This window comes from Akkermansia sp. AE01SA01 (assembly GCF_036417395.1).
In the GTDB taxonomy this organism is placed as follows: Bacteria; Verrucomicrobiota; Verrucomicrobiia; order Verrucomicrobiales; family Akkermansiaceae; genus Akkermansia.
On sequence record NZ_CP143890.1, the window covers coordinates 2,642,314 to 2,657,025 of the forward strand.

The following is a 14,712-nucleotide window of genomic DNA, read 5'->3' on the forward strand; positions in this document are numbered from 1 at the left end:
ACGACGGCTATCCGCCCTTCTTCAAAAAGGACAAAAGGGCATCCGCCCATACTTGATAGCCTTTTGCCGTCAGATGGACCTTGTCCCTGAACATGCCTTCCCGGAACGTTCCATCCGGATTCAGCAAATCCCTGTTAATGGACAGAACGGTAGTTCTTGGAAGCCCGGGCTTGCGCAGGAGTTCATTAATCTCCTCCTGGCGCTTCCGCAGCGGACCGCGGGGGTCGGGACCGTAAGGAGTAACCTCCATCAGAATCAAATGAGTGCCGGGAAATTTCTTCAGCAGGCGTGAAGCCACCTCCCGGATACCCTTTACCGTATCTTCCGGAGCCTGTTTCCCTTTCCACCAGCCTATATTATTCGTCCCGGCCAGCAAAACACAATAACGGGGCGGCGTCTTCACAGCCAGGCCCGTATCCTCCATCCTCCATAGCATGCTTTCCGTCCTGTCCCCGCTTACGCCGAAATTGACGGCCTTCATCGGCAAAAACAATCTCTTCCAGGGCTCCGCCCCCTCCTGCTCCCATCCCTGCGTGATGGAATCCCCCACGAACAACACGCCGCATTCCTTGCCCATCAACTGTTCCCGGACAACCTTGTAGCGTGCCGGAACCCAAGGCTGCGTATTCAGCTTGGCGACGTCGGGAGGATCGGGAATGGCATTCTCCTGTGAAGCGTTCGCACCAACGGAAAACACGGCCCAAAACAGGCACACGGTAAAAAAAACGCGCATATTCATCCTTCATGGAAATACGCTCTACCACAGAACCATCTTACTTCCAGGGAAGAAAAATCACCTTCCCAGCGCCTTGCCGAAAACCTCCAGAGGCTGGCCGGACAACTTCAACTCCCGCACCAGAAAACGGACGACTAAAAGACTCGCCAGAGCATCGTACAACGCATCATGCCACCGGCGTCCGGGCAGCAGGGCATCCACGGAAGGACTCACTCCGAGGGCATCACACAAGGTGGACAGGGAATAATCCGGCAGCCCGGGAACGCACATCTTCCCCAGAACCAGAGTATCCAGCCAGGGACCAAATCCGTGTCCCGGAAACCGCCGCAGGAACTTCCTCTCCGTGGCCGGATTGTGGCCCGCCACCACGGCGCCGCCCAGCCGGGAGCGGATATCAGGCCACAGCGCATGAAAAGGCGGAGCGTCCGCCAGCATCTCCGTGGTGATGCCGTGTACCTGTGAAGCCGACCACAGGACCGGCCTGTCCGTAGCAATATAGGAAGTCCACAACTCCGGCTCCGCCTCCAGGGAGGAACATGCGGCAATGCCGATCTGCACAGGCTGGTCCGTATCCCCGCGGGCAGCCCCGGCGGACTCAAAATCAATGGCGGCAAAACGCAGGCTGCCGATGATGTCCCCGGCACGCGGCATATCAGAACAACTCCAGCTGTGCGTATTCCCCGGCAGGCATATCGTCGTCCATGTCGGTATTCTTGGCCCTGGGTTCCGCCAGGCGCGAACGCTCCTTCTTCCGGGGCCGCGTGGAATTCATCTCCAAATGGGACAAAATGGCCTTGGCCCGGTCCACAATCACGGCGGGCATCCCCGCCAGACGTGCCACCTGGATGCCGTAGGACTTGTCCGCCGCACCCTGCACGATCTTGCGCAGGAAGACGATCTCCTCCTTCCATTCGCGGACGGCCACGTTGTAATTCTGCACACCCGTCCGGGAACGCGCCAGATCCGTCAGCTCATGGTAATGCGTGGCGAACAGCGTGCGGGACTTCAGTTCGTCATGCAGGTACTCCGCCACGGCCCACGCGATGGAAAGACCGTCAAAGGTGGCCGTGCCGCGCCCGATCTCATCCAGAATAATCAGGGAACGTTCCGTAGCGTTATTCAAAATCAGGGAAGTCTCGCTCATCTCCACCATGAAGGTGGACTGGCCGCGCGCCAGATCATCGCTGGCGCCCACACGGCAGAAAATGCGGTCCACCAGCCCCACATGGGCGGCTTCCGCCGGAACGTAGGAACCTATCTGGGCCATCAGCGTAATCAGGGCCACCTGCCGGATATAGGTGCTCTTGCCCGCCATGTTCGGGCCGGTCAGCAGAATCAGCCGGTTCTCCTCCGGTTCCAGGAAGGAATCGTTCGGAACGAACACATCGCCGGACAGGCTCTGTTCAATCACGGGATGGCGGCCGTTCACAATGTGCAGCGTCATGGAATCGTCCAGCACGGGGCGGCAATACTGGTACTGCTGCGCAATCTCCGCCAGCCCCAGCAAAACGTCCAGGTCCGCCATGGCGTCCGCGGTAATCTGGATGCCGTCAATGTGATGGCCCACCTCCTCCCGGAGAAGGAGGAACTGTTCATACTCCACCTGCCGGGAACGTTCGTCCGCCCCCAGAATGGTATTCTCCATCTGCTTGAGCTCCGGGGTGACAAAGCGCTCCGCATTCACCAGTGTCTGCTTGCGCTGGTAATCGGGAGGCACCTTGTCGTAATGGGACTTCGTCACCTCGATGTAATAGCCGAAAACATTGTTGAAGCGGATCTTCAGGGAATCAATGCCCGTGCGCTTGCGCTCCTTCTCCTGAAGCTGGGCCAGCCATGCCTTGCCGTCGCGGGAGGCCAGGCGCAGCTCATCCAGCCCGGCGTGATAGCCCTCCCGGATAATGCCGCCCTCCTTGATCGTCACGGGCGGTTCGTCCACCAGCGCGCGCTGGAGAAGGTCCACCAGCTCGTCAAAGCATCCCATGCGGGAACGGATGCTCTCCAGCATCTCTCCGCCGCCGGGCAGGGACTCCAAATCATCCCTCAGCGCGGGAATCCGGCCCAGGGAACTGGCCAGGGCCTGCAAATCGCGGGCATTCCCGGCTCCCTGGGAAATGCGCCCCGTCAAACGCTCCATGTCGCGGACATTCTTCAGGCTGTCCCGGAGCTTGCTCATCAAAAAAGGCTCCTGCAAAAGCGCCGCAATCATATCCTGGCGCGCCTGCAGCCTCCCCAGATCGCAGAGGGGGTGCAGCAGCCAGTCCCGGAGCTTGCGCGCGCCCATCGGCGTGCTGGTCCGGTCCAGCGTCCCCAGCAGGGACAGCTTCACGCCCCCGCGGGAATCCACCAGGTCCAGATTTCTCTGGCTGGCCTGGTCGATCAGGACGGCATTCTCCGTAGCGCGTACGGAAATGCGGCGCAAATGTTCCGTCGGTCTCCGGAGCTGGTAGCTCAAATAATGCAGAACCGCGCCGGACGCTCCGAGCGCCGCAGTCATTTCCGCGCAGCCGAAGCCGTCCAGGGAATGCACCCGGAAATGGTTCAAGAGGCTGGGAATGGCCGTGGAGGGAAGAAAAGTGTATCCGTCGTAATACAGGGTGGGATGGGTGCCGGGGAAACTGTCTTTCTGCTCGTCGCTGATCAGGAGCTCGGAAGGATTGATGCGGGACAACTCGTCCAGCAGCAGGTCCATGTGCTCGAACTGGGCTACGGAAAACTCCCCCGTGGTATGGTCCACGCATGCCAGGCCGAGCTGCTTCTTGTCCTTATACAGGGCCACAATGTAATTGTGGCGGGAGGAATCCAGCAAATTCATATCCGCCAGAGTCCCTGCGGAAATGACACGGGTCAATTCCCGTTCCACCAGCTTTCCGGGCTGGGGCAGCGTGGTCTGCTCCGCAATGGCGACGCGGCGCCCTTCCTTCACCAGCCGCCCGATATAGCCTTCCGCGCTGTGATGGGGGACGCCGCACATCGGAATGCCGTGGCGCTTGGTCAATGTCAGCCCCAGAAGGGAGGACGCATCCTTGGCGTCCTCAAAAAACATCTCGTAAAAATCCCCCATGCGGAAGAACAGCAAGACGTCTTCAGGCAGCCCGTTCTTCATGCGAAGATACTGCTCCATCATCGGGGTTGTGCTGGGTCCGGCCTTACTCATAAATAACGCTGGAAGACTAATCCGATTCCACCACCAACGCAAGGTTGGAATCTTGTTAGAAACATTCCGCCCATCCTCGGGGAACAAAAAAGCCGTACCCCGGAAAACCGGCGGTACGGCGGAAAAACCGGATTGCGGAATGTTCAGAACTCTACCACGGGAGCGTCTTTCCACAAGGTGTCCATCCCGTAGAATTCGCGCGTTTCCTGCCCCATGATGTGAACCATCACATCAATATAATCCACGACGGACCACAGGGTCACGGGCGTATCTTCCACGTAGGTGGGGACGGTTCCCGTCTTTTCTCTCACGGCTTCCTCCAGGTCCCGGATGACAGCGCGCAAATGGGGAACGGACAATCCTGTGCACACAACCATGAAATCCGTCAGGGAGGACATGCCGCGCAGATCGTACACCCGCACATTTTCCGCCTTGGCGTCATTTGCGGCGCGGGCGCACATCTTGGCCAACTCCATAGCATCAATGGATACCATATTCGCTTGTTTCTATTCAGTTAATTTTTATCTTCTCGGTCACTGCCGTAATCCTCCACCGGATTATAGGAGAAGGGGTCCTGTTCCTTGTCCGGGGCCTTGTCTTCCCCGTCCTTGTTTGCTGCAGCTTCATCCTTCCGGCCTTCTTCGGAATTCTTCTTATCCTCCGCGCCGGATTCCTCCTTCTTCCCTTCCTCTTCCACATCGGAAGGCATGGGCGGCGGCGTCACCTTTTCCGGGGGATTCTTCATCACCCCGTACTCCAGAATATCCACAACCTGGGAGCCTTCCAGCGTTTCAAACTCAAGAAGGGCCTCCGTCAGAATATCCAGCTTATCGCGGTTTTCCGTCAGGATGGTCATGGCGCGCTCATAGGCGGTGTCCACCAGAAGGCGGACTTCCGCGTCAATCAGCTCGGCCGTGGACTCGGAATAATTGCGGGAACGCGTGCTCAGGTCGCGCGCAATGTAAACTTCTCCCTGGTGTTCGCCGTATTCGATCAGCCCCAGTTTTTCACTCATGCCGAATTCGCACACCATGCGGCGCGCCAGATTGGTGGCGCTCTTGATGTCGCCGGTGGCGCCGCTGGTCACGTCTCCGAACACGATTTGTTCCGCACAGCGGCCGCCCATGGCTACGACAAGCTGGTCGAGCATTTCGGAACGGAGCTGATGCATCTTGTCGTCCGCAGGCAGCCACATGGTCATGCCCAGGGCGCCCCCACGGGGAACGATGGTCACGCGGTGCAAAGGCTCGCTGTGCGGCGTTTTCAGCAGGCAGATGGCATGTCCCGCCTCATGCACGGCAGTAATGCGGCGGCCGCGTTCGTTGATTGCCAGGCTGCGGCGTTCACGGCCCCAGTTGACCTTGTCGCGGGCTTCTTCAAGTTCCGCTTCCGTGATTTCCTTTACTCCCTTGCGGGCGGCCAGCAGCGCGGCCTCATTGATCAGGTTGGCAAGCTGGGCTCCGGAAAAACCGGCCGTACCGCGTGCAATGCGCTTGAAGCTGACGCCGGGCGCCATCTTCACTTTCTTGGCGTGCACCTGCAGAATCTGTTCGCGGCCGCGGACATCCGGCAGGTTCACCACCACCTGGCGGTCAAAACGTCCGGGACGCAGCAGGGCCGGGTCCAGAATATCCGCACGGTTAGTGGCCGCAATCACAATCACGTTGGCATTATTCTCAAAGCCGTCCATTTCCACCAGCAGGGCATTCAGAGTCTGTTCCCTTTCGTCGTTGCCACCGCCCATGCCGTAGCCTCTCTGGCGGCCCACGGCGTCGATTTCATCAATAAAAATCAGGCTGGGGGCCGTTCTCTTGGCCTGTTCGAACATGTCCCTGACACGGCTGGCTCCCACGCCTACGAACATTTCCACAAAGTCGGAACCGCTGATGGAATAAAAAGAGGCGTTGGACTCACCGGCAATGGCGCGGGCCAGAAGAGTCTTCCCCGTACCGGGGGAGCCCACCATCAGCACGCCGCGGGGAATGGTCGCACCCAGTTCACGAAACTTCTCCGGATTGCGCAGGAACTCCACAAGCTCCCACACTTCCTCCTTGGCCTCGCTGATGCCGGCCACATCCTTGAACGTCACCTTGTTCTTTTCCGGAGAAATGAGGCGCGCCCGGCTCTTGCCGAAGCTCATGGCGCCTCTCGCTCCCCCGCTCTGGGCGCGGAACATGAAAAACAAAATCACCAGAATCAGCACAATGGGCAGCAGATTCAGCAGAATGCCGCCCCAGGAGCCGGACTCCCGCTTGAACTTCGTATCGGGACCCAGCAGTTCCTTCACCCGGTCGCCCTGGAATTCCAGCGTAAAGGGCACCTCCACACGTTCAAACCTCTGCTTGTCCACGGCGGCGTCCCCCGTGGCTGCGGGCCAGATGCGGGTCACAAGCTGACCGGACAGTACATTCTCATTCCCGGCATCCGCAAGTATGGGGGCTTCATTGCCTCCCGCAATACGGCCTTCCAGAGCCATGCGGTTGAATTCGTTCACGGAAAGCTTCTGCGCTTCCTTGGGGATATTGTCCACCCAGCTGCCTTCCACAATCCGGTAGCCGGAAAGTTCATTCAGCAAAGGCTTGTCGCGGTCCGGCAAGGATGCGGAATAGGACAGCACGAAAGGCTTCATTTCCACCTTCGGTTGAAGGTCCTTCTTGTACACCAGGGCGTGGATCACCCCTTCCGAGCCGTTTTCACTCAGCACCACTTCCACCGGAGCCTTCGGATCGTTCAGGACCACCCGGCCGGCCTTGTATTGGGCTTCAAAAGATTCCAGACTTTCCTTCCTGGGCCCCAGTCCAAAGGATTCAGGGGTGAAAAAACCAAAGGCAAGCACGCCTACAATGAGGAGAACCATCACCCACACGCCCCAGTTGGGGGATTCGGGCTTTCCGGAGCCTGGAAATTTGGGAGGACGAGGAGGATTGGGAGGCATTCGGTCAGACATGAGACGATCAACACACAGAAGTTAATGAATCGGGCGGCATAATACGCCAGACATTGTAAAATAAAACTTTTTTCCGAGACATGCCATTCAGCAGGTGCAAGAAGCGATCACCCCCACGGCAATGGGGAAATAGACAACCCCGGCGTCAATCCCGTTTCCCTTTTCTGCGTCGTCCTTCGTGATTTGCCGTCTCTCCATTCAGGCGCTGGCGCAGCCTCTGTTTCCATTGCGGGATTTTTTCCTCCGTCCGGACATCCCGGGCCTCCCCCCAATGAGACTGTTCCTCCAGGGCCTTCTGCCTTGCCCTTCGCCTCTGGGCCTGAATCTCCTCCAATTTCCGGGCTCTCCGAATTTCCACGCGCTTGCTCACCTCTCCCTGGGCGGATGTCACGCGCCATGGGCCGATGCGGTAAGGGTACGTAATCGGCGCACAAATCAGGTCGGCGTCCAGAAACCGCATGGAAGTAACCAGCATATTCTTGACGTTGGCCAGCACACCCCCGTCCGACCAAACGCCTCCCATCCCCATTTCCAGCAGAAAAGCCAGGTGGAGCGTCTTCGCCCCAGATGCCAGGACGGCGAATTCCTTCAGGGAAATTCCCTCCGCCGGATCTTCCTCCGGTGCGGCCACGGACGCGGCCCTGAGCAGAAACATGGTATCCCTAACCTTGCGGCTCAGGGCGCAGACCAGCTCGCCCACCTTGGGGCGGGCATCAAAGCGGTAATCCTTCACCTCGATCAGCCACAAATCCCGGCGCTCCGGATGGTAGAGCAGAAAATCCATTTCCTTGCACCCGCCGCAGAAATTCTGCGCCTGGCGCGCATAATAGCCGGAACATTCAATGCGGCACACGACGTAGCCCTCATCGATCCAGAAACGGTGGACTCCCTCCACGTAATGGGCTTCTGACGGCTTATGACTCATAGCTCAGCTTCAAATACCTGTCCGCCTGTTCGATTTCCGCTTCAAGCGACTCAATAGGCCCCACATCCTCCAGGGAATCCCCGCACGTCACCCGTACGCCGGAACGGTCTCCCCTTGGCACGATCATGCCGAAAAACTTCCTGTGCACCATGGCATTCCGTGACTCGGAAAGCTGGATCATCAGCTCCCGAAGCAGGAACAGGCTGTGGGAGGAAAGAATTACCTGCACCCCCGTCTTGGCAAGCCCGGTCAGGGTCTTCACCAGCACAGGCAGATGAGAGGCGTTTAAATTCATCTCCGGTTCATCCCAGAACAGGACGGACCCTTTCCTCACGGAACCGTTTCTGATCAGGTAGCTCAGCGTTCCCAGCCTTTTGAAGCCCTCCGCCACCAGGCTCATCTCAATGGGATGAAGCCCCGGCCTTTGCAGAAAAAACCGGCCGTCCCTCTTCACCACCCCGCCTCCAATAATCTTCTCCAGCCGGGCCACCACGCGGCCTGCATCCGTGCTGATGGGAACGGAACCTGCATCCACATCCAGATATCGGCAAAGATCCCAGCTTCCCCCGTCCAGAAACTCGGGAAACCTGCTCCCCACCTGGACAAAGCTAGGATAAATAGTCAGCACCTCCCGCGCCGCCAGAAACACGACGGGAACATTCAGAAACCGCTTGGGCATTTCCTGAATATGCAGCCCTTCCTCCTCCTGCCCCGCCCGGAAATCGAAAACAAGATTTCCCATCCCCTCCGGCACACCCTCCCCTTCCATTCCGGCTTCCACATGGGCGTGCGCATTCCCGCGGTTCTGGGCGGTCAGCCCGGCCAGCCCGCGGGCGGCAAACACCCGCATCAGGTCCTTCCTGAGCCTCTGTTCTTCCGCCCATTTTTCCGGCAGGGACTTCTTGCCGCCATCCGCACTCCATCTGGCCACGGTATAGCACAGCTTCAGCAAATGGCTCTTGCCTGAATCATTGCCGCCTACCACTACATTGATTCCCGGCACGAACTCAAAATGTTCGCTGCCGGGAAACACCGTCACGCCGCGCACCAGTAGGTCATGTATCATACCGTTTTCAATTTAGCACAGAAGAGCATGCCGTAAATCACAAATGCCGCCAGCTTCCGTCAAGGAAGGAGCATTCCCGGCAGCCCTCCGGCCATGAAAAAAGGCGTTCCGGAACCATCTCCCCCGCACGCCGTAAACTCCGTCATGAAACCTTCCCGCCTTCCATCCGGACCATGTTTTCGCACTGCAGAAGTTCTGAAAACAGGGAAGTACAAGAAACCGCATAAAGCGGAACTCTCCTGCCGCCATCCGTTCCCGTCCGCGGTTTTCCCCTTCATCCTGCGCCGTGCGTCCGGAAGGCGCCGCGGCGCACTTTTGGCTTTCCATTGTCCGGCCCGTCATTAAAGTAGCGCTATGAGCGCACAGTGGACCACCGCCAGGGAATATACGGACATCAAGTATGAAACCACGGACGACGGCAGCATCGCAAAAATAACAATCAACCGCCCCCAGGTCCGGAACGCCTTCCGTCCCCAGACCGTTCATGAAATGCTCAACGCCCTCAACGCAGCGCATGAAGACCCCAAGGTGGGCGTGGTCATCCTCACCGGTGAAGGCCCGGACGCCTTCTGTTCCGGCGGCGACCAGAAAGTGCGCGGAAATGCGGGCTACATCGGCGAAGACGGCGTTCCGCGCCTGAACATTCTGGACGTGCAGCGCACCATCCGCACCATGCCCAAGCCTGTCGTCGCCATGGTGGCCGGTTATGCCATCGGCGGAGGGCATGTCCTCCACGTCGTCTGCGACCTGACCATTGCGGCGGACAACGCCAAATTCGGACAAACCGGCCCCAAAGTGGGCTCCTTCGACGGGGGGCTGGGCTCCTCTTACCTGGCCCGCATCGTGGGCCAGAAAAAAGCCCGTGAAATCTGGTACCTGTGCCGCCAGTACGACGCGCAGCAGGCTCTGGACATGGGCCTCGTAAATACGGTCGTGCCCCTGGACAGGCTGGAAGAGGAAACGCTCTCCTGGTGCCGGGAAATGCTCCGCCACAGCCCGCTGGCCCTGCGTTGCCTGAAAGCGTCCCTCAACGCGGATTGCGACGGCCAGATGGGCCTGCTGGACCTGGCCGGAAACGCCACCCTGCTCTACTACATGAGTGAGGAAGCCAAGGAAGGCAAAAACGCCTTCGTGGAAAAGCGCGAACCGGACTTTTCCAAATTCCCCAGGCTTCCGTAACCCCGCCGCCGCCCCATGTCCGCCTCATCCGACAACGAAGATCCGGAACGGAACAACTCCGCCGACACCAGAAACCTGCGCGACCTGCCGGAACACGAAAACATCGTGGAACACTTCTACGATCCGGACGACCAGGCCGTGCCGGAAAAACCCGTGCGGGAAAAAACGCCCTTCTCCCTGGTCGGCAACATCATCTTCCTGCTCACCATCGCCATTCTGGCCGGTATCTCCTGGCTGGTTTACAACTCCTGGCAACCCCAGGAAACGAGCTCCCTGCCGGGCTTCCGCCAAAAGGACAACGCCCCGGACATTCCCAAAATAGTAAAGCAGGCCGTAGCGAGGGACGCCTCCGTCTCCTTCTCGGAGGAAGACATCAACCGCTATCTGGCCTCCTCCCTCCAGCCCAAGCAGCACGGAGCCCTGGCCATCTTCGCCACCAATCCCGCCGTAGGCGTGCGCCTGCATGGCGGCAAGGAAAAGCCTGACGGCTCCATCGGGGAAGGCTACATGGAAATCATCATTGAACGCTATACGGGTGTGGACTCCCGCCAGACCATTTCCCTGTTCCTGACTCCCTTCCAGTCCATGGACCCGCACAACTACATGGCCGTTCAGACCCGCTTTGAATTCTACAATGACAAAACCCTGCCGGGCGGCATCCACGTGGGAGGAACCATCGGCGCCCTGTCCGTGCCCCAGGGTTACATGATCTTCCTGCTGCCCGCCTTTGAAAACCTGCTGCAAGCATGCTTCCCCCTCATCCACATGGTGGAAGAAAGCGGCATGGGCCTCCACATCAGCGATGGCAGACTAAGCCTGACTCCTCCGCAAAAGCGTACGCTGTAAAGGAACCCCGCAGGATTTCCTGCAGTTACTGAATACTAAAAATCAAAAAAAATTGTCTTTAATATTCAGTCTTTCTCCAAATCCCGGACCATAAGGGTCATGTACTCCTCCGGCCATGAGCGGATGATCTGGCCTGCGTCATTGAACACCGCCACCAGGCGGATTGAATCCCGGCCGTCGGAAAGGACCATGACGGTCTCGTCACTTTCAAAATCATAGCGCGGCTTGCCCAGCTTGAACGCAGGATTTCTGCGATCCGTCTTCAGCCAGGCCCGCGCCTGTTCCATCGTCAAACCGCGCAGGGAACGTTCGCTCCTGAACACGCGCCGCGCCGCATTCATGGCCGCGGGAGTGGCCGCCACCATCCCATCCCGGAACGGCTTGGTTTCCCACATGCGGTCAATGTCGCGGTCCAGCGCCCCACCCATGCCGCCGGAAAGAAGAAACACGGCCAGCGGCCAGACCAGCAGGGCTGCCGTCACATAAATGGTCAGCCGTTTCCGGCTTTTGGACAGCGCGGCGATGCTCTGGGCGATCCTGCCCCACTTTTCCACCAGTTCCTTGTCCGCATGGCCGAACAGGAAGTTCACCTTCCTGCTCATGACGCCCTTCCTCAATTCGGCAACCGTCTTCCCCTTCTCCGGGGCCAGGTCTTCCAAGGTGGGGCCCCCTTCCACAAAGTGGCGGACCACCTTCGGCCACAACACGGGCACGACGGCAAAACGAATGGCGAGAAGCACCAGGCTTCCCACCAGGCACGCCAGGGCCAGGTAGTCAAAGCTGCTGCTGAAAAAATAATCCGGATTCCACATCCAGATAAAAGGGGCTGCCAGATAAACGCCCAGGGAAAACAGGGACCAGGACCACACAATCGCGGAAAAGCGCCCCACGGCCACAATCAGCCCTAACAGGAACAACACGCCGCCCACGGCCAGTCCCCAGGGAAACACGCCATAAATGGCCTCCGGGAAAGCCAGAATCATCAACGCCATGCCCACAGGCTGCCGAACTTTTTGCATGTCTGTACCGTAGCACAAGCATGGGAGGGCTTCAAGAGAGTAAGACGCCGCAGTCACACAGCACCCATCCCTCCGGCGCACCGCCTACTTCAACCACCCGTACTCCATGATCAGGGCCGCTTCCACTTCCGCATTTTTCGCAGTTTCGGAATCCAGGTTCTCATACATCGTTTTAATATCCTTCCGCTGTTCCAGATACTCCTTGCCGGAAAAAGCCATGCGGGATTTCTTGAACTCAATTTCTTTCAGAATCACCTGCTTCCAGATCTCAAACCTTCTCCGGCTCTCCATCAGCGCGGCCACCTTGATGCGCCTTTGCTGCAAATCCATCAGAACCTTTTTCTGCATCAAATCATGATTCTCCTTGGCCGTCTTATACTGGAACCACGAGATCAGGCGGGTATCCAGCTCTTCCCGCAGACTCATATTCACCTGCATGTCCCCTCCTCCGGCAAAAAAGCCCTGATACGTGCCGCCCGTACTGGAAAACAGGGTGGGGCTGTAAAAATTGATATCCACGGACGGGAAAAACTTCATTTTGGCATTCAGCACCTGCAATCTGGACGCTTCCAGCTCCATGGCGACCATAGTTACCACCAGCAGGTCCAAATGGCGTGCGGCGGACTTGTATTTTCCCCAGTCCAGCCTGGGCATCGTTTCGGGCCTCACAAGCCACCGGGCCTCCATATTCCCCATAAGCGTGGCGAATCCCTCGGAAATATCATCCAGGCTTTTCTCCAGTTCCTGTTCCGCTATCTTCTTCTGAATCCCGTCATCGTTATAAGGCAGCGAATTTAGCCGGTTCCTGTAACTGATACGCGCATTTTGATAGGAAAGCACCTGCCGGTACAGGCGGGACACAAGCTCCCTTTTTTTCATTTCCAGCGTCTTCTGGGCCGTATAAACGGCGGATTTGGCGGAATAATAGTCAAAGGGAATCTGGGTCAGAGACGGCATATTGAACAGAATGTTGGTATTGTACTCCACATCCTGTGCCGTCACCCGGCTCAGTTCGCTCAGCTCCTTCGTCAGCATCCAGTCCAGGTTTACACCCGGGATAATTTGGGTAAATACATTGACGACCGCACGCTCCGTCGTCCTGAGAGATTGTTCGGAACGCTTCAAATCCAAATTCCCCTCCATCATGCAGGCCATGGCCTGGTCCCATGAAATCTCCTTTCTGGGAAGCCGGTTCCAATCGGGAATAGCGGCCATACGGTCCATCAACTCTCCCGCCTTTCTTTCCATGTGCTTGTCCACGGAACAGGAAGTCCAGACGGAGGCGCAAATGCAGGAACACAATGCGCCCTTCAACCAGGCCGCTCTGAATGGCCTCCGGAAAAGGCGGGAAACCGGGGAGAAAAAAAGCATGAGGGTGTTCGTTTCATAACTTCTGCCCCTGAAAAGTCAAGCACCAACACGACAGATCCGGGAAAGGAACTAGGGCTGGAAAGGAAAAAAGGGCTGGAGGCGGCTCCGGCTCCGTCTTTTCCATCAAGGCCTTTTCCTGTGTCTTTCATTTTCCAGATTTCCTTCCTTGACAAACCATAGGAAATACCACAGTCTGCGCAATAAATATTATCCAGTTAGTTGTTATGTGCCCTCTTTTTCAAACCATCTCCATGGCTTGCTGCTCCCTAGGACTCCTCTTTCTCACCCAATGCGGCGGAAGCAGCAGCGGCAGCGGCAGTGCCCCCACGACGCTTAACGGTACCACGGTATCCATTTCGCTGGGCATAACGGCTTCATCGTTCCCGAACATCTTTGAGTTAATCACTGACACCACCGGGCAATCCGTGCTCACCACCAGAGGAAGTCAAATTGCCTTATGGAACGGCGCCCCCACCGTGGTGTACTACAAAACAGGCGATAATACCGCTCACCTGAATCTGCGCTGGACCCAGGGCACCAACAATACTACCGCCTATTCCCTGGACATACCTTCTCTCGAATTTGACCAGTCCACGCATGCAGTGGTAGGAGGGGAAGGAGCCACCCTTTCATCCCAACCCGCAGGAGCGGAGATGGAAACTCTCAACAATGTCACGGCGGACATCACCGTTTTCTATAACAACTAATCCTCCCCTTCCTCGATATAATTCACGACATTTCTCATCCATATGAATACCCGTTTTTGCATCCTGACTTCCTTGTTGCTCCCTTCTGTATTATGCATCTCGGCGCTTACGGGCTGCGGCGGTTCCAGCAAAACGGAAGAAATCTATCTTCCTGTGGGCACCGCCCGCACTGTAACCGTTTCCCTGGAAGACCCGGAAGGCAGAGAAGTCTCATACGTCTTTAGCTTTAATGTGATTTCCGCACAGAACGCCACCATTTATTCCGGCGAAAGCGGAAGCCCAAGCAACGCATCCATGCACGTCAGAGGCTACGTTCCCGCGGACGACACCGCAAGTGAAGTATCCTTTTACTGGTACACCAACAGGGATGGGGAAGAAGCTTTCCCCTGCTACATGGTCATGACCAATGTCCAAAACGTCACCAAGGGAACCGGAAGCGCCACATGCGCCGTATCCGATATTTACTTTGCCGACCCTGCCGTCACGGACCGCCCCGGAACGATTACGAAATTCTATTTACCGAATTAACAGCTCATCCTTCCTGTTCTTTCCAAAAAACCCGCGGATATCTCTGCGGGTTTTTTCATGGCGGAAAAGTCCTCCCTAAAAACAGGGAAGGGCACTCTCCCTGGCAATACCCGTCTTTAATCCTGTACGGTGCAGTCTGGCCGGATAATCCGGACCGGATCATGGAAAAACGGACATTCCAACGTCCAACCTATCGCCGGAGAAGGGCAAAGCCCCAAAACTCCTTATCCCGAT

Annotated in this window: 13 protein-coding genes; 4 read left to right on the forward strand and 9 right to left on the reverse strand. The window is 57.6% G+C overall.

Going from position 1 to position 14,712, the window contains the following annotated elements; all coding sequences use genetic code 11:
- Positions 1-7 precede the first annotated feature (7 nt).
- The 7 genes from V3C19_RS10740 to V3C19_RS10770 form a co-directional block, all read right to left on the reverse strand.
- Positions 8-733 carry a GDSL-type esterase/lipase family protein gene (locus V3C19_RS10740; RefSeq protein WP_295875623.1) on the reverse strand — a complete coding sequence of 242 codons (726 nt, stop codon included), beginning with the start codon at positions 731-733 and terminating at the stop codon, positions 8-10.
- 60 nt (positions 734-793) lie between these two features.
- Complete coding sequence (locus V3C19_RS10745; protein WP_130083200.1) at positions 794-1,387, reverse strand: 3'-5' exonuclease; 594 nt, start codon at positions 1,385-1,387, stop codon at positions 794-796.
- Position 1,388: 1 nt separating this feature from the next.
- Positions 1,389-3,890, reverse strand: coding sequence for a DNA mismatch repair protein MutS (gene mutS, locus V3C19_RS10750; RefSeq protein WP_295934764.1), 2,502 nt, complete (start codon positions 3,888-3,890; stop codon positions 1,389-1,391).
- A 143-nt stretch (positions 3,891-4,033) separates the two neighbouring features.
- On the reverse strand, positions 4,034-4,384 hold the full coding sequence (gene rsfS, locus V3C19_RS10755) for a ribosome silencing factor (RefSeq protein ID WP_130083201.1): 351 nt from the start codon (positions 4,382-4,384) through the stop codon (positions 4,034-4,036).
- Positions 4,385-4,404: 20 nt separating this feature from the next.
- A complete protein-coding gene (gene ftsH / locus V3C19_RS10760) occupies positions 4,405-6,837 on the reverse strand; it encodes an ATP-dependent zinc metalloprotease FtsH (RefSeq protein ID WP_295934766.1) in 2,433 nt (810 codons plus the stop codon).
- Between the two features lie 145 nt (positions 6,838-6,982).
- A complete protein-coding gene (locus V3C19_RS10765; RefSeq protein ID WP_130083202.1) occupies positions 6,983-7,762 on the reverse strand; it encodes a hypothetical protein in 780 nt (259 codons plus the stop codon).
- Positions 7,752-8,828 carry an AAA family ATPase gene (locus V3C19_RS10770; RefSeq protein ID WP_130083203.1) on the reverse strand — a complete coding sequence of 359 codons (1,077 nt, stop codon included), beginning with the start codon at positions 8,826-8,828 and terminating at the stop codon, positions 7,752-7,754. The genes V3C19_RS10765 and V3C19_RS10770 overlap by 11 nt, the downstream gene beginning before the upstream one ends.
- Positions 8,829-9,182: 354 nt before the next feature.
- Between V3C19_RS10770 and menB the strand changes: the two genes are divergently transcribed.
- Both menB and V3C19_RS10780 read left to right on the forward strand, forming a co-directional pair.
- Positions 9,183-10,007: a 1,4-dihydroxy-2-naphthoyl-CoA synthase gene (gene menB, locus V3C19_RS10775; RefSeq protein WP_130083204.1), complete on the forward strand. Its 825-nt coding sequence runs from the start codon at positions 9,183-9,185 to the stop codon at positions 10,005-10,007.
- 15 nt (positions 10,008-10,022) lie between these two features.
- Positions 10,023-10,853: a hypothetical protein gene (locus tag V3C19_RS10780; RefSeq protein ID WP_295934769.1), complete on the forward strand. Its 831-nt coding sequence runs from the start codon at positions 10,023-10,025 to the stop codon at positions 10,851-10,853.
- 65 nt (positions 10,854-10,918) lie between these two features.
- Here the strand turns inward: V3C19_RS10780 and V3C19_RS10785 are convergent, their stop codons facing one another.
- The gene (locus V3C19_RS10785) at positions 10,919-11,872 is read right to left on the reverse strand and encodes a hypothetical protein (RefSeq protein ID WP_295875619.1); all 954 of its coding nucleotides are present in this window, start codon (positions 11,870-11,872) and stop codon (positions 10,919-10,921) included.
- A gap of 84 nt (positions 11,873-11,956) precedes the next feature.
- Entirely contained in the window at positions 11,957-13,174 is a 1,218-nt protein-coding gene (locus V3C19_RS10790) for a hypothetical protein (protein WP_149873338.1), read from the reverse strand.
- Positions 13,175-13,467: 293 nt separating this feature from the next.
- Between V3C19_RS10790 and V3C19_RS10795 the strand changes: the two genes are divergently transcribed.
- Positions 13,468-13,950 carry a hypothetical protein gene (locus V3C19_RS10795; protein ID WP_330937092.1) on the forward strand — a complete coding sequence of 161 codons (483 nt, stop codon included), beginning with the start codon at positions 13,468-13,470 and terminating at the stop codon, positions 13,948-13,950.
- A 42-nt stretch (positions 13,951-13,992) separates the two neighbouring features.
- Entirely contained in the window at positions 13,993-14,478 is a 486-nt protein-coding gene (locus V3C19_RS10800; protein ID WP_130083209.1) for a hypothetical protein, read from the forward strand.
- The last annotated feature ends 234 nt before the right edge of the window (positions 14,479-14,712 follow it).

Excerpts from the sequence above, each read along its gene's own strand:
- V3C19_RS10745 (WP_130083200.1), bottom strand. The coding sequence starts at position 1,387 with ATGCCGCGTGCCGGGGACATCATCGGCAGCCTGCGTTTTGCCGCCATT.
- V3C19_RS10740 (WP_295875623.1), bottom strand. The coding sequence starts at position 733 with ATGCGCGTTTTTTTTACCGTGTGCCTGTTTTGGGCCGTGTTTTCCGTT.
- V3C19_RS10765 (WP_130083202.1), bottom strand. The coding sequence starts at position 7,762 with ATGAGTCATAAGCCGTCAGAAGCCCATTACGTGGAGGGAGTCCACCGT.
- V3C19_RS10785 (WP_295875619.1), bottom strand. The coding sequence starts at position 11,872 with ATGCAAAAAGTTCGGCAGCCTGTGGGCATGGCGTTGATGATTCTGGCT.
- rsfS (WP_130083201.1), bottom strand. The coding sequence starts at position 4,384 with ATGGTATCCATTGATGCTATGGAGTTGGCCAAGATGTGCGCCCGCGCC.
- ftsH (WP_295934766.1), bottom strand. The coding sequence starts at position 6,837 with ATGTCTGACCGAATGCCTCCCAATCCTCCTCGTCCTCCCAAATTTCCA.
- V3C19_RS10795 (WP_330937092.1), top strand. The coding sequence starts at position 13,468 with ATGTGCCCTCTTTTTCAAACCATCTCCATGGCTTGCTGCTCCCTAGGA.
- V3C19_RS10770 (WP_130083203.1), bottom strand. The coding sequence starts at position 8,828 with ATGATACATGACCTACTGGTGCGCGGCGTGACGGTGTTTCCCGGCAGC.
- V3C19_RS10780 (WP_295934769.1), top strand. The coding sequence starts at position 10,023 with ATGTCCGCCTCATCCGACAACGAAGATCCGGAACGGAACAACTCCGCC.
- menB (WP_130083204.1), top strand. The coding sequence starts at position 9,183 with ATGAGCGCACAGTGGACCACCGCCAGGGAATATACGGACATCAAGTAT.
- mutS (WP_295934764.1), bottom strand. The coding sequence starts at position 3,890 with ATGAGTAAGGCCGGACCCAGCACAACCCCGATGATGGAGCAGTATCTT.
- V3C19_RS10800 (WP_130083209.1), top strand. The coding sequence starts at position 13,993 with ATGAATACCCGTTTTTGCATCCTGACTTCCTTGTTGCTCCCTTCTGTA.